This is a genomic window from Pseudomonas azotoformans (genome assembly GCF_001579805.1).
GTDB lineage: Bacteria > Pseudomonadota > Gammaproteobacteria > Pseudomonadales > Pseudomonadaceae > Aquipseudomonas > Aquipseudomonas azotoformans_A.
The window spans coordinates 6044557-6063494 of record NZ_CP014546.1; the positions used below are offsets into that span (position 1 = coordinate 6044557).

Consider the following 18938-nt stretch of genomic DNA (forward strand, 5'->3'; position numbering starts at 1 on the left):
ACGTGTGGTCAGGTTCGCAAGGGAATGGACGACAGCGTCAGGGGGCGCTGGTGATGGCGACTTTGCTCGGCTCGCTGTAGCCGCCGAAATCATTGATGGCGGAGAACATCACCTCGCCGGTGCGGGCGGTGAACCCCGGCAGTGCGTAGCGCTGGCGGCTCATGGGGGCGACCATTTTCGGCTCGTCCACCTCGACGGTCTGCCCGCCGCCCATGGCCTTCACGCCAATAAACGACACGTGGAAGGCCGACGGGTTGTTCACCTCCAACAGGGTCTTGCCCTGTTCCTGCACCAGGCTCCAGCGCAGTTGCGGCAGTGCATCCAGCGTATTGCCCTGGAGGCCGGCGGGGCGGTAGAACAGTTTGATGCGGGTGCGCATGGCGATCTTCAGGGTGTTCTCGTCGGCCTTGGCGGCCACCGGAATTTCCTGGGCATTGAAATAGAACACCGACTCCCGGTCCTCGGGCAGCGCGCCCGGCACTTTCTGGATGCGCACCATCTGCTCTTTGTGCGGGTCCAGGCGAAACAGCGGTGGCGTGGCCACGAAGGGGGTCGGCGTGGTGTTGTCATCCGCCTCGGTGTTGACCCAGGTCTGCACTGCATAGGGCTGTGCGGTGGTGTTGCCAACGGTGATAGAGGCGTCGCGCTTGTTGCCGTCGAACACGATGCGCGTGCCGCCGAGCATCACACCGGCCTGGCTGATGCCGCTGAGCAGCATCAGGGCAAGTAGCGCCGTGCTTTTGAAAGGCGTGGTTTTGAAAGGGGTCACAAAACGTTTCATCTCGATCCTCCTCTTGGCGCCCCAACCCAAATGGGCCGGGGCGTTGCACAGGGCTTACTGGTAGTCGACGGTGAACGCCGCCTTGGCATTGGCCGGGCCCGCCGTGGCCGCGCCGGTAGCGATGTAGTTGGCGGTGAAGCGCAGCGGCTGGGTGAGGTCCAGGTACGGCGAGGACTCCAGGCCCACTTGCACGTCCTTGCCGGTGGCATCCTTGATCTGCACGGCGACGTTGGTGGCCACGCCGGCTTCCGGCGACAGGCCGATCCACTGGCCGCTGGCACCGGCGTTGCCGCTCAGGGACAGGAACTTCACCACGGCTTTCTTGCCGGTCACGCTGCAGCCTGGGGCGGTGGTGTCGATGGTCAGGGTGAACGCGCCACCGCCTGCCACTTGGCCGGCCGACGCCAGGGACGTCACGGGCACGCTGCCCAGGCCCACATCCCCGGCGCCGGCCGAACCGTTGAGGTCCTCGACTACCACCGGGCAGGTGTTGTCGGTGACGCTGCCGATGAAGTTGATTTCGCCGTCGGCCGCCAGTGCCGCCTGCGAAGTACCTGCCAGAACCAGGGCGAGGGTCAAACCTTTGAGAGCAAACTTTTTCATGATCACATCCACAGTTATGAAGGAGTGTCTGGTGGCCGAATGAAGGCCTTCAGACTCGGCGACGTGGCGGCCCAGGTAAGGGCCAGCGCGTTTCGTCTGGGTTCATTATCGAAAGATGGGCAGTACGGCTATGTAGGAAACGTCGCCTCACTTGTAGGAAAATTCCCACAAAAAAGTTCCGGATTTTCACCCAAAAAAAACCACGCCACAGGCTCGATGAACCGGTGGCGTGGTGGGTATTGCGCTGGGAAAGCTCAGCGATAGGTCACGGAAAAGCTCGCGTAGCCATTCGCTGAACCCGGCGTGGGCGTTGGCCCGTCGGCAGTCTGGATATACCGCGCCTTGAGCGGCACCGTGGTGGTGCCATTGACGATCTGCGTGAGCCGCACCGGCTGGCCCAGGTTCATCGGCGTGTTGTCGTTGCGCAGCACTTGGATGGCCACGCCTTGGGCCGTGGAATCGCTCGACAAACTCAAGATGCCGTTGGCCGCGTCGAGGATGTTCGAGGTCTTGTTGCCATCGATCTGGATATTGGCGTAGTTGCCATTGAAATAGCCGTTGGCGTTGCTCGGATAGTTACTGCCGGCGATGCAGGAGTTGAGCGTGATCGCGAACGGCTGGGCCGGCGTGGTGGAGTTTTTACCGTTGAACACGCGTTTTTCCCAGGTGCCCATGGGCACCGTGATCTGGTCACCCGGCGCCGTCGGCATGGAGCAGCCGGCCACGGTCACGGTGGCGGTGAACGTCAGGTCGAAGATATGACCACGGTCCGAATCGCCCTTGGCCACCAGTTGATTAATAGTGTGGGTGCCGGGGGCAATGTCGCCGGTCTTGATCAATGCATAGCGCATCAGCGCGCCGCTCATGCCGCTGAGGGCGTAGGAAATATTCAGGTTGAGCTCAAACGGGACAAACCGGCTCGGGTTGTCCGCCTGCCCCTGCCACGGGGTGGCAAAACCGGTCATGTAGATCGCCACGCCAATGCCGGGCACATTGGTCTGCAACAGCGAACTGGCTGGCACCCGCACCACATCCACCGGGATATTCGTGGCCACCGGGCCGATCAGCGTGGTGGCGTAACGCGCGACCAGGCCGCACACCAGGCGGTCATTGAACGGCACCGTGCGTATCGGCGCGTTGTTGTTGAGGGTGGTGCCGATGGGCACGTCACGCGGTGCGAACACCGTACCGGCCGCCAGCGTAAGTTGCTTGGGGGTGCCGTTGCCAGAGTCCCAAGTACAGGCCGCCATGGCCGGCGACGCCGCCAGCGCCAGGGCCGATACCGCGAAATACTGTGCGAGGGTTGACTTGATGTTCATGTGTGAAGCCCTGATGAAAGCGACTGCCTGCCAGGGGGGTCGCCTGTTGATCGAGGCCCGGCCCTCAAGCCGGATGAGCCACGATTATCGGCACTGGACATCACCTAACCCGTAGCTTCCTTCCCACCAAGCTGTAGGAAATTTCCCGCGCACAACCTCACACCAAATCGTTACGCCGGGCGAATTCCGCCAGGTACACCACCGACTTGACGTTGAGTTTTTCGATCAGGCGGGTCTTGTAGGTGCTGACGGTCTTGTTGCTGATCCGCAGCGCTTCACCGATCTGCTTGTTGCTCAGACCCAGGGACAACTGCTGCAAGATGCTCAGCTCACGCTCGGACAACCGCGCGATCAACTCGCCGTCCGTGCTTTGCACATCCACGCGCCGCACCGCGTGAGTGGCCAGGTCGGGGAAAAAGGTATAGCCGTCCATCAGCGTCTTCACGCCTTTGACCAGCTCATCCAACGCATCGCACTTGGACAAAAAGCCCGCCGCACCGGCCTTGCGGCAACGGGTGACGTAGCACTGCGCCGATTGCGCGGTCAGTACCAACACCTTGCACGGCGGAGCCAGGTGGGCCAGTTGGGCAATCACCTCCAGCCCATCCAGGTCGGGCAGCAGGATTTCCAGGATCACCAGGTCGGGCGCCCGCTCACTCGCCCATTGCAGCCCCTGTACACCGTTGCCGGCTTCCCACACGACGCCAAAGCCCAGTCCGGCCAGCAACGCTTTGACCGATGCCCGGATAAACGGGTGGTCATCCACCACTAACGCGCGATACATACCGCCTCCTTTCCCCTGTGAGTGCCATCCGTTGCGGCTGAAGAACGCCGAAGGGCATGGATGATCAAGGGAAGGAACAACGGGATAGTTAGGTTTCATCCTTCTGATTCGTAGGATTTTTCCCAGCAAACCCCTAAACCGTCGGCGCGAAGCGGTATTCCATGTGGGTGGTCTGCCAGATAGGGTCGGCTTCGATGTCGATGACGCTGAAGCCTTGGCGCACCCAGAAATCGATGGCACCCGGCAGGAAGGGATGCGTGTGCAGGTAGAGCGCATCGACCCCGTTCTGTCTGGCCAAGGCCTTCAACGCTTGATACAGCTCACCGGCCAATCCGCCACGCCGAAACGCCGGAAGCACGAACAGGCGTACCACCTCTACGGTTTTGGTCGCGTGATAATCCAACTGAGCAAATCGATGGTCGTAGGGCAGATAGCCGATAGCGGCCACGATTGCGCCCCCGTGGCGGGCGATCAGGAATTGGCCGTCGCCCTGCAGGTAGGTGGATTCAAAGTGCGCCAGGTCGGCAGGCGCGCCGGCTGCGCTGAGCTTGGGAAACAGCGCGGCGCGTGCCTGTAGAGTGAAGGCCAGCACCTCGGGGATGTCGGTGAGGGTGGCCGCGCGAATGCTGGGTTTTAGCGTCAAATCACCCTCCCACAGCGTGCCCGTTGGCGATTCCACCTGTCAGTCAGGCGCCAGGAATTCACGGAAGTCGCTCTCCAGCATCTGCGCTCTGTGGGTGTGCTTTTTGAGCGCTGCCTCGAAACCTGAAGAGGCCGCTGTTTCAAGGATGGCAATGGCCTTGGCGCGCTCGGCATCCCCCACGGCTGCCTGCAGGAAACCGTCGCTACCGGTCACCGCATGGTTCGGAAAAATATTCGGCTGCTCAGACACGGCAAAGATGAACAACGCGCCCCATGAGTCATAGAGTGCATCGAAGGGTGGCTTGCTGAAGTCCAAGTCCCGATGCTGGTTCATCAGGTAGAAACGCTCCCAGCCCGACTTGCCGCCGAACCGCCGGTAGTCCGTGTCCATGTGGCTGTTGCGGGCAATCAGTCCTTGGCCTGAAAGGGCGACGGCCATGCCTTCATAAAACCATTTCGGCAGATACTCGAAAGGTTCCCGACCACACAGATGTATTTGGAAGAAGTGCACCAGCTCATGGTGGATCAGTTGCTCCAGCGTAGAAGCGGCAGCTGTCAGATCGGACAGATGCTTCTCATCGGAAAAGGTGAGGTGAATGCCCGAGATATCCCCGGTGTTGCCCACGAAGCCGCCCAAATGAAACCGACAGTGTGGCTGGGCATGGTCATCACGACTGGAGAACTGCAATTTGCACGCGTCAAAAGCCTTGCTGGCCATGGCTCGCAAGCTATCTTGTACTGTCGGTGTAAATCCGTTCGGCGGGTCAAAAGTGCACTGCATGAACTGTCCCAAATGGCAGGTTGGCGTACTGTCAATTTGAGGGCAATTGTAAAAAAAACAAGCGCGCATTTCAGGCGGCGAATGCGCGAAGTCTCAACCCCTTCACTGGCGCAATTCACACACCGCGTTGCCCTTCATGCCCGACGCATGCACGCTCACATGACGCACACGGAAACCGGGCTTCTGGACGAGCTGCTTCTCTTCCCACTGACCCCCGTTCTCGATCTGGTAACCGATAGCGCCATCGGCTTGCCAGGTCAGGCGTAGGGTATAAACGCCGTTCTGGTCGAGGGTTTGATGAATCGCCGTATCAATCACCGGCTTGGCCTTGTTGAACGTGCGCAGGTTGAAAATGCGCTGGTCCGTACCGGCCGGCGAATAACTGGAAAGAAACAACGTATCGTCTTCGGCCGCATCCTCGGCGGCCGCAAGGATGACCGAAGGCACCCACTTCTCGCCACGGTCCTGGGTGTCGGTGGTCACCTTGCACGTCAACTGACCCTTGCCCGTAACGTCCTGACGCCAGGCGGTCTCGAAGTAGCCGTAGGGCACATCGAAACGCAGGGTTTTCTCGGTGACTTGCTCACAGCCGGCCAGCAGGCAAAGCGCCGATAGACCGATGAATCCTTGAAGAACCTTCACGTGCTGTCCTTGGCTTGAATGGGGGGGAGCGCAAGGTTACCCGGACGAAGGAAGATTGAGTACTCCCCCACCGACGCGTTGACTGATCCACCGGCGGCTGCAGGCAAGCACACTCGCCCCCATCGCCACCGGAAAATGAATAAACCCATGGGCCGCCTCCGGCAGCAAATGCGCCTCGGCCCCCGGCCATCGCTCGGCTATCAGCAGCGTGTCATCCTTCAACGGGTCCAACTCACCCACGAACATCAACGCCGGCGGCAAGCCGTCGAAGTCGCCATACAAGGGTGACAACGGCGGCTGGCGTCGCGCCTCATCGCTCAACCCCGGCGTGAGCAGGCGCAGCGCCTCGACCATGCCCGGCCCGTCCAGCAACAAGGTGTCGGGCCCCGCTGTGCGCACGCTGGGTGTGCCGGTCAAGTCGTAGACGCCGTAATACAACACCGCCCCGCTCACCCGCTGGAGCAGCGCTGGCCATTGCTTCAACGCCAGCAAGGTCGCCGCCGCCAGGTGCCCGCCGGCCGATTCGCCGACGACGATCACCGGTAAGCCGGCAAACTCCTCAGTGGTGAGCAGCCACCGCGCCGCCGCCAGGCAGTCGTCCATCAGCCCTTCGACCGGCGTGTCGACCGCCAGCCGATAATCCACCGACACCACCGCCACGTCACAGGCGTTGACCATACCCAGGTTGAGGTCGTCATCCATCTGCGCATTGCCGATCACCCAGCCGCCACCGTGGATATCCAGCACCACGCCCTTGGGCTTGCCGCTGGGGCGCAAGATGCGTACGGGGACGGTGTCGACGTAGTGGGTGTCAGCCAGAGGGGCTTTCTTGATCGTTTGACTGACCCGCAACAGCGCCTGGATCAAACGCGGCGTGACGCGATTGCGGATCTTGAAGCGCGGCAGCCAGGCGAGCTTTTGGTTGAAGCGCCGCATCTCGGCCCGTTCGGGCTCGCTGGCGGGCCATGCTTTAACGGCCATCAGCGGTTATTCCGCAGGATCGAGAAGTTCAGCGCCGCCGCCACACACAGCCACGCCAGGTACGGGAACAGGATCAAGCCGGTGATCAGGTCCAACTGCACCGCCAGCACCACCATCGTCGCCACGGTCAGCCACAACACCGCCAGAATCACCATCCCGGCGAGGATGCGATGGGCGCCGAAAAACACCGGCGTCCACAAGGTGTTCAACGCAATCTGCGCCGCCCACAACGCCAACACGGTTTGGCTGCCCGGAATCAGGCTCAGGCGGTAACCGGCCCAGGCCAGCAGCAGGTAAATAATCGTCCACGCCACCGGGAACAGCCAATTGGGCGGCGTGAAGCTGGGCTTGACCAGGGATTCGTACCAGGCACCCGGTTTGAAGAGCATGCCGGTACTGGCAGCGGCGGCGCAGGCGAGCAGGAAGATGAAGAAGGTCATAGTCGATCCTTGGCTGGGCATTTCAAGCTTGGACGTGCGGGACGCGGGTAAAAGTTCACTGCCATTCAGGGTTCCACTATTTCCAGCCAAGGCCAACGCGCCTGATAACTGCGGGCCTTGTGCATAAACAATGCAGGTTCCGGATGCAGCGGGTTGATGCGCAGCACGCCCTGTGCCACGTCCTCCAGCCCATACGGCGCATACAACTCGCCCGTCGCAACCTCCAAGCCGATGCACGTACCCGCCACCAGGTAACGATCAATCCCCTGCTTGGCCGTGTGCAACTGCGGATAAGGCCGCCCAAAGCGTTCGCCATACCACAGGTGCACCCGCGCCTGGTTCTTTACCTCGACATTGACGCCCAGGTCCTCGAACAACCGCTCGGCCGCCCGGATGACCACGTCTTCGGCCTCGTAGGACAGGTCGGTATCAAAATAGAAAACGTCGTAGTCCTTGACGCCCTGGGCCGCGGGCAAATTCGACTGATGATTCCACACCGCCTGGAACAGGCAGCCCGCCGTGAGAAAGCACTGGTCTACCCCGAGGTCAGGCAGGCGCGCGGTGATTTCGGCGTTGATGGGGTTGGCCATGGCCAGGCTGAGCAAATCGTCGACGGTCAATGTCATGGGCGTTCCTTTCTATCGGGCCAGCGTCAGGCCCCTACTGTAGCGCACCCTCATGACAAGGTTTCTTCGCTATTTTTGCCAGCGGTTGGAATATTCCCCCCACCCCGAACGTTTTGAATTCAACTCGCGCCCTCCTGCGAAGGGGCGCTCGGCACATTGAACGAGCGGGGAATCATCATGGCGATTGTATTGTCGGGACATGGCTTGGCCTGCGGGGACGGGTTCCCGCCTTTTGCACTGCCGAGGGGTTTTACGCTGTATTTCTGGACCGCCGACGGCATTCCCATCCGCGATAACGTGGCGGGCCGGATCGAAGCCGACCCCGCGTCGATGAACCCGCGCCTGGCCCCTAACGTCGTGTCCCGAGGCGGGCTGGTGAAGGATTACTGGTTGCTGGACTCCACCAACCCGCCGCTGACGATCAACCCCACGCCGCCGCCTCACACGCAGTTGATCGCCGGTGCCGGTGACGTCTGGCGGTTGAGCGAGATCATGGCGTCCTATGAAGCCAAGGGCTGGGGCGACATCAATAACCCCACACCGGTGCATTGGTGCGCCTGCCGCAGCAACTTGCCGGCGCCCGCTTGGCAACAGTCGCTGAGGCCGTTTAATCCTGACCCGAAAAAACCTGCCTGGCGCTAACGCCTAGCCCTTCAATTCAGTTGCCCGATTGCTCGCTGCGTCGTCGTAGGCCACATACAGTGACTCGGCGATCTGGCTTTTGATGGCTTTGGTCGACTCCAGCCCCAGCACAAACCCTTCGGCCTTGCCGCCGGCACGGTTGAGTTCTTCATGGGTGGAAGCGCCGGTGATAGCGTCGAGAAGCTTGGTGGCGTGAGGACCGACGCCTTTGGGGAGGGAGATTTGGTCAATGGACATGGGCGATACCTTGCAAGAGGGAGATCGGTAGCGCGTGGAACCACTGCCGGGGTGGGCATGGTAGACCTGTTTGCGCAGATGTCCCAATCCCTCGCATCAACCGGCCCGATCCCGCGCGCCAAAAAAAATCACCCACCGCATGCTGGCCCCGGCACGCCAGCGTCGCTGACGTGCAGCAGCCCTTAAGACCGACCCACAATAACAAAGAGGTTCTTATGCCCGTGCTCCCGCGCTTCAAGCGCCGCGCCCTATCCGTGTTGATCGGCGCCGCAACACTCGCGCTGTCGCTGTCCGCCTGCGCGTCCCCGCCCTACCCCCATGCCCAGGAACCGATTGGCGACGTGCAGGCCATCTACGACGGCAAACTCAGCCCCGAACTGGCGGTGACCACCTTCCGCAATACCGACCGCTTGTTCCCGGTACGCACCATCAAGGCTGGCGGTCATCCGTTCCCGCTGCCGCGCAGCAACCAGCCATTGGCTCCGGTGGCCTTCGACTTCAAAGGCAAGCACTACAGCCTCGACGACTACGTGACGACCAACCGCGTCACCGGGCTGCTGGTGCTCAAGGACGGCAAGATCGTCGATGAACGCTACACCCACGGAAACACCGCCGAAACCCGCTGGATGTCAATGTCGGTGGCCAAATCGGTCACCTCAACCCTGGTGGGCGCAGCCCTACAGGACGGCTCGATCAAAAGCCTGGACGACAAAGTCACCCACTACCTGCCCGCCCTGGCCGGCAGCGCCTATGACCAAGTCACCGTGCGGCAGATCCTGGCCATGCGTTCCGGGGTCAAATGGAACGAGCAATACACCGACCCCACCTCAGACGAACGCCACCTGATCCAACTGCGCAGCGAACAAGTGACCGGCTCCCTGCTCAAGTTCATGGCCACTCTCTCCACCGCCGCGCCACCGGGCACCCGCACCAACTACAGTACCGGTGAAACCCAAGTACTCGGCCAACTGGTCAGCGCCGCCGTGGGCAAGCCGCTCACCCTATACCTCAGCGAGAAAATCTGGGCGCCCTATGGCATGCAGACCGACGCCAAATGGTGGCTCGACGGCGCCAATGGCAACGAAGTGGGCGGCAGCGGCATCAGCGCGACACTTGAGGACTACGGCCGCTTCGGCCAATTCGTACTCAGCGGCGGCAAGGCCGGTGGCAAGCAGGTATTGCCGGAAGGCTGGATGAATTTTGCCAGCGCTGTCACCGGTTCGGACGCCGCCTACGGCGATTTCGCCTCCATGTGGTGGCCCGGCTGGACCGACGCGTCCAAGGCCGATAAAGCCTTCACCGCAGCCGGAACGTTCGGTCAGTACATTTACATCAACCCGACCAAAAACGTGGTGATCGTGGTGTGGCAGGCCCAAACCCAACCCACTGGCGGCAAAGTGATCGACGACATGGTCGCGTTTGACGCGATTGCCAAAGTGCTGCCGTAACTGAACAGGGGGCGGGCCATTCTGACGCTGGCCCGCCCCCTTGATCACCGCCCCAACACCCCTTTTACGAACTCCACAAAACTGCGGACCTTCGGCGTCACCTGCCGACCCGCCGTGTACAGCAAGTTCATCGGCAACACCGGCACGTTGTAGTCCGGCAACAACGCCACCAACGTGCCCTTGCGCAGCGCGTCGTTCACCAACTCCTGGGGCAACAACACCACGCCCAGCCCGGCCACCGCCGCCGAGAGCAGCGGGTCGCCCTGATTAATCGTCAAACGGCTTGTAATCGGCACCTCCACCCGCCCCTCCGGCCCGTCGAACTGCAAGTGCGAGCGCCCATCCGAATAGGCAAACGCCAGGCATTCATGCTCCTGCAAATCCCAAGGGTTGGTGATGCTCGGCCGCCGCGCCAGGTAGGCCGGCGCCGCGCACAACACCATCTGATAAGGCTTGAGGGGCAAGGCGGTCAGGCCGCTGTCGGCCAGCTCGCCGATGCGGAACACCACGTCGTAGCCGTCTTCCACCAAGTCGATCAGCTCGTTGGACAAGGTCAGGTCCACCGACACCTGCGGGTACTTGACCATGTACTCCAGCAAACGCGGCGCCAGGGTGCTGACGCCAAAGGTGACCGGCGCATTGATGCGCAAGCGCCCACTGGGCACGCCACGGGTGACGGCGGCCATTTCTTCGGCGGCGTCCATGTCCGCCAGAATCAGCTTGGCGCGTTGATAAAACGTGCGCCCAAAATCCGTCAGGCTCTGCTTGCGCGTGGTGCGGTTGAGCAGCGACACACCCAGGTGCTGCTCCAGCATCTTCACCTGCTTGCCGATCAATTGCGGCGACAGGTTCAACTCATTCGCCACCGCACTGAACGAGCCCAGTTCCACGGCTTTGACGAAAGTGGCCATCAAGGTAAGGCGGTCCATTGGAAACCCGTTGTTTCTAGTGTTGCGCCATCCTAGACCTTTATCCCACGCCTTCCCAAGCCTAAATTGAACGCCTTATCGATCAACATTGAGGCTCCCCCATGCCACGCATTGTCCGACTCCACGCCTACGGCGACGCCAGCGTCTTGCAACTCGAAGACATCGACGTACCCGCCCCCGCCGCCGATGAAGTGCAAATCGACGTCAAAGCCTTCGGCCTCAACCGCGCCGAAGTGATGTTCCGCAACCACGCCTACCTGCAAGAAGCCGAATTCCCCAGCCGCCTCGGCTACGAAGCGGCCGGCGTAGTCGCCGCCGTCGGCGCCAACGTCACCGACCTGAAGGTGGGCGACGCCGTCAGCGTCATCCCACCGCTCGACATCGCCCGCTGGGGCACCTACGGCGAAGTCGCCAACGTGCCCGCCCACCTCACCGTCAAACACCCACAAAACCTCAACTTCGTCCAAGCCGCCGCCTCCTGGATGCAATACGTCACCGCCTGGGGCGCCCTGGTCGAACAAGCCAAACTCACCACAGGCGACTTCGTATTGGTGACCGCCGCCTCCAGCAGCGTCGGCCTCGCCGCCTTCCAGATCGCCCGCAGCGTCGGCGCCACCGCCATCGCCGTCACCCGCACCCGCGCCAAACAACAAGCCCTGCTCGACGCCGGCGCCCACCACGTCATCGTCAGCGACGAAGAAGACCTGGTGCAACGCGTGATGCAACTCACCGACGGCCAAGGCGCCCGCGTGGTGTTCGACCCCATAGGCGGGCCGGGCTTTGAAGCTCTCACCCAAAGCATGGCCCAGGGCGGGATCTTGCTGGAGTACGGCGCGTTAAGTACCGAGCCGACGCCGTTTCCGCTGTTTACCGTCTTGGGCAAATGTTTGACGCTGAAGGGGTATCTGTACGCCGAGATCGTGGCCGACCCGGCTGCGTTGGCGCGGGCCAAGGCGTTTATTTTGGACGGGCTGGCATCGGGCGCATTGGCGCCAGTGATTGCGAAGACGTTTGCGTTGGATGAGGTGCAGGACGCGCATCGGTATTTGGAAGCGAACCAGCAAGTGGGCAAGGTGGTGGTGACGGTGTGAGGGCGGTGTCCTAGGACATTTCCCAAAGCTGGGCAGTGGGTTGCCCGATTGCCTACGCCTGCGTCAGAATCCGCCGGCTTGTGCGCTGGGGTGGTGGAATCTATGGTTGCGCGGTCGCTGAATTTTTCGGTGATCGGGTTTAGTAGCCTGATGGTTTATCCAGACAAAGTGCACAAGCTTCAATCAGTCAGACGACTCCGTCTGCACTTGATGGTGGCTGTGCGCAGGGCGCCTCCGGGCGCGCCGGCTTTCGTTTGGATTCCCCGGTCTACTAACCTGCGTACAGCTGCCTCCCTTTTGTTTAGTAGCTGAGGGGTGGTGGCCTAAAAACAGGAATGCAAACATGTTTGAAGGTTCACAAGGTTCGAATGCGCTCTTTTACGTCGCTCCAGACGCCAGTAACGAAATCCTCATTACCAACAGCTACGAAACCTTTTCCTCAGTCAGCACGCTCCTGCTTGATCTTTCAGAAGACCTGAGTGGAAAACACCGTGATATCGCCTTGGCAATTTACCAATTGAGTGAATTGGGTGTGCTGCTCACAGCGAAGCTGTTAAATCGTGAGGCGCCTAGCGTCGGCTGATTGCTAGCCATCCAGAGTGCTAGCTCGTTTGGTTGCCAAAGAGCCATTCGAGAAAAGGGACGGATTAGTTAAATCGAAAAATAAATCCGTCCCTCTTTCCCCGTTTTCTGATTGGGCGGGGATTGGGAGGCGGGATTGAATTTCAGAAAGAGGCTACAGGAGCCCCGATCAATGCGTACAGCAATGGCGCAAAAACTCTGCCGCTGCGCCACGCATTTGCGCAGTTGAAGCCGGGATAAGTCCCAAAGCCATCCGGCACCTTGCTCCGGTGCCTACGCCTACGTCAGAATCTGCCGGCTTGTGCGCTGTGGTGGTCGAATCTAAGGTTGCGTGGTCGCTGAATTTCTCGGTGATCGGGTTTAGTAGCCTGATGGGTCAATTACGTTTAGTGCATGAGCATCATCAATCTGACATCCCAGTCTGTGCTTGATGGTGGCTGTACGCAGGGCGCCTTCGGGCGCGCCGGCTTTGCGTAATTCCCCGGTCTACTAACCTGCGTACAGCTGCCACCCTCTCGTTTAGTAGCGATGAGATGGCGGCCCAAATCAGGAATTACGAGCATGTTGAAAGCCACAACAGAACCAACCCGCCTCTTCACCGTCGCTACCGAAGCAAGCACTGAAACCCTCATCACCAACAGCTATGAAACGTTTGCCCCTGTCAGCACCCTGCTGATTGAGCTGTCCGAGGATCTGACCGGCAAACACCGTGATATTGCGTTGGCCATTCATCAACTGAGTGAGTTAGGCGTACTGCTCACGGCCAAGCTTCTAGACTGTGAAGCACCTTGCGCACGCTAATCATCCGAAATACATAGAGCTATCGCCAGTATGAAAAAAAAGGGGCGAATTTATAGGAAAACAAATCCGCCCCTCCCTAACCTCACAGACACTCGGGGAGACTTAGCAGATTGTTCGGCTGCTCACCATCGTTCTGCGTTTTCAGGTATTTATTCCCGGAGGCACTTTTTGCGACGATTACCCAGACGGATTCGCCATTGGCACTAACCCAAAATCTCCACTTACCAGATTCAACACCCGCAATTGCGTCTACAAGGGACAATTTCCATCGTCCACCATCCTCATTGAGTCCTCCAATGCTTTGAATACGCTCATGTGCGCTTTGGCGGTTGGTTTTGTTGATACAGGTGACTCTGTGGTCTGACATTTCTACTTCCTTTTGAATTGTCTAACATTTAATTAAAGGCAATAGCCCGTTCCTGCTATCAAAGCGTACGTTCTTGAGAATATAAGGGGGATATATTTTTAGGAAAATTAATCACCTCATCTCCACTAAAGAAAAAAATTGTGAGACCAGCAAAATTAATGACGGAGACAAAAGGACGGGCTAATTTTCAAAAACTAAATCCGTCCCTTTTTCACGCTCCACCTTGAAAAACCGCCCCTTACAAACGCCACTTAAAAGTCAGTCGCAATTTGATCACTAGTCAATATTCTGGTCGTCAATTTTTCAACCTCCCGCATCGTAAAATTAGCACCTTTCGCAGAACGGAGATGATTAACAAAGTCATTTATCTCACTCTCATCTTTTATTATTATATATTTTATATCATTAGGCTCAAAAGCCAGACGAAGCTTCGAAACACTCTTATTCGCGGCGCGCTTCACACTCTCATCTTTAAACTCTTTAGCCGAATAATACATCTCACAATCATGATCAATATTGGGCACAAAACGCCACTCTCGCTCATCTGAAAATCTGTACAACTTCGGCTCATGCCCTTCCCGCTCCAACATGCCCTCATAGTTTTTTATATATCGTGCAATATCAGACAACTGACGATACGCAGTGACAGCAGAATCATCTTCTGCCCCATCACCCTCATAATAAAGAAGCGACTGCTCATAACTATGAGCAAGACTCGAATCATTCTGTACATAGAGAACCGGATTCAAATGATTTCGAACCGCCCAGTCACGCGTAAGACCAATCCCATAACAACCATAACTCGATATATGATCTTTGATTTGAGACAACGGTATATCACAAAAACTTACCATAGGAACATGGATGGTGGCACGCTTCTCCTTAAACTTTATAGTCTCCTTACAATACTTTACACGAAAAGTATCTATCAGAATCCCTTCGAGCGCCTCACGACTATCAGTAAGATGAATAAGAGAATTTGAACTAATAGGCATTTTATTAAATACTCACACTAATTATAAAAATACATCCAAAACAGCCCAACACAAAAAAATGGCCACTTGCAGGGTTATTATTTACGTCACCGCACTGATTAAACACGCCATATCACAAGTTAAAACGGCACGAATAGTTTCAAATATTATTGGTTTTTCTTGTAGTGAACCAATGCGGGTCTGCATGGCGTGGGTATCCTTGTCTAGATTGAAGGCGCTGAGGCCAATCTTCCTTGAACTGGGCTAGCACGCTGTGCGAATCCAGCAACCAGCCAGCCAAGAGATATCGCTGAAAATACCGGAATCGTGGCAAAAAGCCATCGTATTTTAGTAGGATTCAAAATAGAGGAAAACTGCTGACCGTAGTCCGTCCAATCCCTTCGAACGCACCTACCTCCCCAACAACTCCCTAACCCTCCCCCCCAACACCTCCACCGCAAACGGCTTCGTCAACACCCCCATCCCCGCCCCCAACTGCCCATACCCCATCACCGCATTCTCCGCATATCCCGTAATAAACAACGTCTTCAACCCCGGCCGCAATTCCATCCCCGCCTCCGCCATCTGCCGCCCATTCATCCCCCCCGGCAACCCCACATCCGTCACCAGCAAATCAATATGCACATCCGACCTCAACAGCTTCAGCCCTGCCGCGCTGTCGGCCGCTTCAATCACGGTGTAGCCCAGTTCACCGAGGACGTCGGCAAGCAGCATGCGCACCGTGGACTCGTCGTCCACCAACAGCACGGTTTCGCCGTGTTGGGCGACTTCAATATCCACTTGCCCTGGGGCCAGTTCATCCCCTGGCGCCGCGCCGTGGTGGCGTGGGAGGTAGAGGGACACGCAGGTGCCTTCGCCTTCGGTGGAGTGCAGGTGCACTTGGCCGCCGGATTGTTGGGCGAAGCCGTAGATCATGGACAGGCCCAGGCCGGTGCCTTGGCCGATGGGTTTGGTGGTGAAGAAGGGTTCGAACACGTGGGCCATGACGTCGGGGGACATGCCGGTGCCGGTGTCGGTGACGCTCAGGCGCAGGTACGGGCCTTCGGCCAGGTCGTAGGCGCGGGCGGCGGTGGCGTCGAGCCAGTGGTTGCTGGTTTGCAGTTGGATGCGGCCGCCTTGGGGCATGGCGTCGCGGGCGTTGATGCACAGGTTGAGCAGGGCGTTTTCCAGTTGGCTGACGTCGACGAAGGCGGTCCAGGCATCGGCGACGCCGGTGGTTTCGATCTGGATGCCGGGGCCGGCGGTGCGTTGGATGAGTTCGGCCATGCCGTACATCAGGGTGTTGACGTTGGTGGCGCGCGGTTCCAGGGTTTGCCGGCGTGAGAAGGCCAGCAGGCGTTGGGTGAGGACGGCGGCGCGTTTGGCCGAGCCTTGGGCGGCGACCATGTATTTGTCGACGTCGCTGAGGCGGCCTTGGGTGATGCGGCGGTTCATCAGTTCGAGCGCGCCGGAGATGCCGGCGAGCAGGTTGTTGAAGTCGTGGGCCAGGCCGCCGGTGAGTTGGCCGACGGCTTCCATTTTCTGCGATTGGCGCAGTTTTTCTTCGGCCTGCATGAGCATGGCGGTGCGTTCGGCTACACGCTGCTCCAGGGTTTCGTTGAGGGCGCGCAGTTCAGCCTGGGCGTCGCGCAGGGCTTCGTCGGCGATGGTGCGTTCCAGCAGGTCGGCGGCTTGGCGGGCGAGGATGTCGAGCAGGCGCAGGTCGCGTTCGGACGGCTGGTGCGGCATGCTCCAGTGGGTGGAGATCATGCCGAGCAGGCGGCCATCGCGGGACAACAACGGGGTGGTCTGGGCCGAGCGGATGCCAGTGTTGCGGAAGGCTTGCAGGTCGTCGGTGCCGGCGATGTCGGGCCATTCTTCGAAGTCGGGGATGATGGCGCGCTGGCCCAGTTGCAGGGCCATGGTGCAACTGCTGTAGGCCATAGGGCTCACCCATTGCCAGAACCCGACCGCTTCCGGTGGCAGACCGCGCGAACACAAGAGCTGCAACTGGCCGCCATGGCCGGACGGGTGCCCTTCTGGGCACAGCAGCTGCATGGTGCCGAACTGCGAGCCGGTGATGGACACGGCGGCGTCGACGATCTTGCCGTAGAGGGCTTCGAGGTCTTGCTCGCCGATCAGGTCGAGGCTGATGCGGTGCAGGAATTCGATGTCCGACAGGGCGGTTTCCGAGTCACGAGAAACGCCAAGGGGGAAAGCGGCCGGGAAGGCGGTGCGTAGGGTTTTCATGGGGCTACCAAGGGAATGGCATTGAGCTATTAGCAGGTTATCAGCAAAGCTGTGACCACGCGCAATGGGCAGACGTTCGGTGGCGATCGCTGCCAAGTGCCGTTAGTTCACTGGCTTGACGGTCAGGCGTCGATTATCAGCGCGACTTCAAGTGGACATCCGCCAGCACTTCCCAGGTCTTGCGCCCTTGAGGCAATAGCGGCTCGCCCGCAAATCGATATTCGCCCAGCCCCTTCAGCACCGCCTGGTCCATCGCGCTATCACCCGAACCGTGCTCGATGGACAACTGAGGCAACGCAGAGCCCTGCTGGTATTGCACTTTCACGATGACATGCCTGGCCTCCGGCCCAGGCTTGAAGACGGCTGACACCTCGTCTTGAACACGCCACATCCTGCGCTTGAGCCGACTCTGCGCGGTCCCGACCCAGACTTGGTTGTAACGTTGCTCTTGCTCAGCGCTGAGTGTTACACCACGGGCGCGTAACCGCTGAATACCGTCCCAGGCTTCGCCGAAACTGGATCGGGTCGCGCTCAGGTAAAGCGCCAGTGCGCCCTGCTGATCTTGCGGGCCGCCCTTGCCTTCTTCCATCAGCTTGGCCAAGCCGAGGTCCGCACTGGCGCTGTCCTTGATGGCCGCTGCGCGCCGGTAAAACTGGCGGGTTTTCACATAGTCCGGCGGCCCGTCGAGACCGCTTTGGGCGAGATCAGCCAAGAAGAGGTAAGCCTGTTCATCGACGTCGGCCACCGCCTGGTAAAGCGCCTTGGCTTTCGGGATGTCTCGCGACACGCCATGACCTCTTTCATAGAGGTTGCCGAGCATGATCTTGCACTTCAAGTTGCCTTTGTCGCTGCGGTCCTGGATGTAGTCAACCTGCTTGCGCGTGATGGAGGCTTCATCCCGGAAGGCCCAGCAACGCAGGCCGGCCATAGGATCATCCTGGGTACTGGTGCTTTGGCACCCACTCATCAGCGTGGCGAGTGCCAGCAAAACCAAGGGGAAGCGAACGCCAACCCCGAGAACAGCGGCGCGATTGATCCAGCGATGCAAGGCTCATCTCCTTATGCTTGCGTGAAATTGATTGCATTGTGCCATCTTTCAGCTGATTGGCCTTACCGGAATGTGTGCGTTCGGGCGGCCTTGTCCGCAGCGCGGCGCTCCCTTTCATCCATACGCAGGACCGGGCGTGCTTTCACAGCGCTGAAAAATAGCCTGGCGGTGTTGTAGACTTCCCGGCCTTCAACCCCCTACTTGAGAACATGGACGTGAAAAAACGCCTGCTGCTCGGATGCATCACCTTAACCCTGGGCCGGCTGCACCTTCACCGGCGCCAACGAAGTGGCACCGGGCGAATACATGATCACCAGCCATGGCAGCATCTTCAATTCCCGTGAAGGCCTGCTGGAGAACATCAACCAGAAAGCCGCGAAAGTCTGCGACGGCAAGCCGTATCACCTGGAAGGCGATAGCGGCGCGAACATGGTGGTGAGCACCACCACGCATATTGGGCAGACGCCCACTACCGTGCTGGGCTTGAAGGCGGTGTGCGAAGGTCGCAAAGAATAGCGCTCGTCTTCTTTCGGAGGTTTCCATGGCTCAATCCAAACGCGACAGCACCCGCATCGAACGCCGCCTTGTCGCTGCGCTCACCGACGCCTGCGAAACCGCCAAAGCAGAAATCCCAGGGTTTGAATGGTTGACCCACACGGTCAATTACGCCGACTTCCCAGGCAGCCTGCGTATCACCTGGGTCTTCGACACTCGTGCCAGCCAGGCGCAGGCCGTGGCGGCGGGGTTGGACGCGCGTATCCGCGAGTTGACCGCCACCGCACTGCATGATGCCGAGATCCCGCCCGTGCAATTGGCGCGTTGCGTTCACCTGGATTCTGAAGAAGCCTGCCACGCCCAGCACGGCGGCAATTGGCGTTTGCGCCTGATGCGCTCAGCCAACTAGAGACTGACACCCAACTGCTGGATAATGCCCCCGCCCTGTTCCTCGCCTGCCGATAAGGAAGTCCTG

The 18938-nt window shown here is 59.5% G+C and carries 23 protein-coding genes; 7 read left to right on the forward strand and 16 right to left on the reverse strand.

The features are described 5' to 3' along the window. Positions 1-37: 37 nt before the first annotated feature. The 10 genes from AYR47_RS27730 to AYR47_RS27775 form a co-directional block, all read right to left on the reverse strand. On the reverse strand, positions 38-781 hold the full coding sequence (locus AYR47_RS27730) for a fimbrial biogenesis chaperone (RefSeq protein ID WP_082461418.1): 744 nt from the start codon (positions 779-781) through the stop codon (positions 38-40). A gap of 54 nt (positions 782-835) precedes the next feature. Further along, positions 836-1384: a fimbrial protein gene (locus AYR47_RS27735; RefSeq protein WP_061449092.1), complete on the reverse strand. Its 549-nt coding sequence runs from the start codon at positions 1382-1384 to the stop codon at positions 836-838. Between the two features lie 254 nt (positions 1385-1638). Further along, positions 1639-2703, reverse strand: coding sequence for a fimbrial protein (locus AYR47_RS27740; RefSeq protein ID WP_061449093.1), 1065 nt, complete (start codon positions 2701-2703; stop codon positions 1639-1641). Positions 2704-2860: 157 nt separating this feature from the next. After that, complete coding sequence (locus AYR47_RS27745; RefSeq protein WP_061449094.1) at positions 2861-3487, reverse strand: response regulator transcription factor; 627 nt, start codon at positions 3485-3487, stop codon at positions 2861-2863. Between the two features lie 133 nt (positions 3488-3620). Further along, positions 3621-4130 carry a GNAT family N-acetyltransferase gene (locus AYR47_RS27750; protein ID WP_082781550.1) on the reverse strand — a complete coding sequence of 170 codons (510 nt, stop codon included), beginning with the start codon at positions 4128-4130 and terminating at the stop codon, positions 3621-3623. A gap of 39 nt (positions 4131-4169) precedes the next feature. After that, positions 4170-4910, reverse strand: coding sequence for a hypothetical protein (locus AYR47_RS27755; protein WP_208603918.1), 741 nt, complete (start codon positions 4908-4910; stop codon positions 4170-4172). 102 nt (positions 4911-5012) lie between these two features. Further along, on the reverse strand, positions 5013-5552 hold the full coding sequence (locus tag AYR47_RS27760; RefSeq protein WP_051421948.1) for a hypothetical protein: 540 nt from the start codon (positions 5550-5552) through the stop codon (positions 5013-5015). A gap of 36 nt (positions 5553-5588) precedes the next feature. After that, positions 5589-6533 carry an alpha/beta hydrolase fold domain-containing protein gene (locus AYR47_RS27765; RefSeq protein WP_061449096.1) on the reverse strand — a complete coding sequence of 315 codons (945 nt, stop codon included), beginning with the start codon at positions 6531-6533 and terminating at the stop codon, positions 5589-5591. After that, positions 6533-6973, reverse strand: coding sequence for a tryptophan-rich sensory protein TspO (gene tspO / locus AYR47_RS27770; RefSeq protein ID WP_033897135.1), 441 nt, complete (start codon positions 6971-6973; stop codon positions 6533-6535). The genes AYR47_RS27765 and tspO overlap by 1 nt, the downstream gene beginning before the upstream one ends. Positions 6974-7038: 65 nt before the next feature. Next, positions 7039-7599, reverse strand: coding sequence for a nucleotidyltransferase family protein (locus AYR47_RS27775; RefSeq protein ID WP_061449097.1), 561 nt, complete (start codon positions 7597-7599; stop codon positions 7039-7041). Between the two features lie 177 nt (positions 7600-7776). Between AYR47_RS27775 and AYR47_RS27780 the strand changes: the two genes are divergently transcribed. Beyond that, entirely contained in the window at positions 7777-8241 is a 465-nt protein-coding gene (locus tag AYR47_RS27780; protein ID WP_061449098.1) for a putative adhesin, read from the forward strand. Between the two features lie 3 nt (positions 8242-8244). Here the strand turns inward: AYR47_RS27780 and AYR47_RS27785 are convergent, their stop codons facing one another. Next, positions 8245-8478, reverse strand: a complete 234-nt coding sequence (locus tag AYR47_RS27785; protein WP_061449099.1) for a hypothetical protein — start codon at positions 8476-8478, stop codon at positions 8245-8247. Positions 8479-8693: 215 nt separating this feature from the next. On the opposite strand from AYR47_RS27785, the gene AYR47_RS27790 reads away from it, so the two are divergent. Beyond that, positions 8694-9926: a serine hydrolase domain-containing protein gene (locus AYR47_RS27790; RefSeq protein ID WP_061449100.1), complete on the forward strand. Its 1233-nt coding sequence runs from the start codon at positions 8694-8696 to the stop codon at positions 9924-9926. A gap of 44 nt (positions 9927-9970) precedes the next feature. Here the strand turns inward: AYR47_RS27790 and AYR47_RS27795 are convergent, their stop codons facing one another. Continuing rightward, complete coding sequence (locus AYR47_RS27795; RefSeq protein ID WP_061449101.1) at positions 9971-10855, reverse strand: LysR family transcriptional regulator; 885 nt, start codon at positions 10853-10855, stop codon at positions 9971-9973. A 101-nt stretch (positions 10856-10956) separates the two neighbouring features. On the opposite strand from AYR47_RS27795, the gene AYR47_RS27800 reads away from it, so the two are divergent. The 3 genes from AYR47_RS27800 (at position 10957) to AYR47_RS27810 (ending at position 13329) form a co-directional block, all read left to right on the forward strand. Further along, positions 10957-11946: a zinc-dependent alcohol dehydrogenase family protein gene (locus tag AYR47_RS27800; protein ID WP_061449102.1), complete on the forward strand. Its 990-nt coding sequence runs from the start codon at positions 10957-10959 to the stop codon at positions 11944-11946. Positions 11947-12289: 343 nt separating this feature from the next. Continuing rightward, entirely contained in the window at positions 12290-12529 is a 240-nt protein-coding gene (locus AYR47_RS27805) for a DUF6124 family protein (protein WP_061449103.1), read from the forward strand. A 560-nt stretch (positions 12530-13089) separates the two neighbouring features. Then, complete coding sequence (locus AYR47_RS27810) at positions 13090-13329, forward strand: DUF6124 family protein (protein ID WP_061449104.1); 240 nt, start codon at positions 13090-13092, stop codon at positions 13327-13329. An 82-nt stretch (positions 13330-13411) separates the two neighbouring features. Here the strand turns inward: AYR47_RS27810 and AYR47_RS32355 are convergent, their stop codons facing one another. From AYR47_RS32355 to AYR47_RS27830, 4 genes are all read right to left on the reverse strand, one after another. Continuing rightward, on the reverse strand, positions 13412-13696 hold the full coding sequence (locus AYR47_RS32355; protein ID WP_082781551.1) for a DUF3892 domain-containing protein: 285 nt from the start codon (positions 13694-13696) through the stop codon (positions 13412-13414). 251 nt (positions 13697-13947) lie between these two features. Further along, entirely contained in the window at positions 13948-14691 is a 744-nt protein-coding gene (locus AYR47_RS32360; RefSeq protein ID WP_082781552.1) for an abortive infection system antitoxin AbiGi family protein, read from the reverse strand. A gap of 390 nt (positions 14692-15081) precedes the next feature. Next, positions 15082-16920, reverse strand: a complete 1839-nt coding sequence (locus AYR47_RS27825; RefSeq protein WP_061449107.1) for an ATP-binding protein — start codon at positions 16918-16920, stop codon at positions 15082-15084. 136 nt (positions 16921-17056) lie between these two features. Next, positions 17057-17968: a tetratricopeptide repeat protein gene (locus AYR47_RS27830; protein ID WP_156487835.1), complete on the reverse strand. Its 912-nt coding sequence runs from the start codon at positions 17966-17968 to the stop codon at positions 17057-17059. A gap of 306 nt (positions 17969-18274) precedes the next feature. On the opposite strand from AYR47_RS27830, the gene AYR47_RS27835 reads away from it, so the two are divergent. Both AYR47_RS27835 and AYR47_RS27840 read left to right on the forward strand, forming a co-directional pair. Then, positions 18275-18484, forward strand: coding sequence for a hypothetical protein (locus AYR47_RS27835; RefSeq protein ID WP_208603919.1), 210 nt, complete (start codon positions 18275-18277; stop codon positions 18482-18484). Positions 18485-18509: 25 nt separating this feature from the next. Further along, the gene (locus AYR47_RS27840; RefSeq protein WP_061449108.1) at positions 18510-18872 is read left to right on the forward strand and encodes a hypothetical protein; all 363 of its coding nucleotides are present in this window, start codon (positions 18510-18512) and stop codon (positions 18870-18872) included. Positions 18873-18938 lie beyond the last annotated feature (66 nt).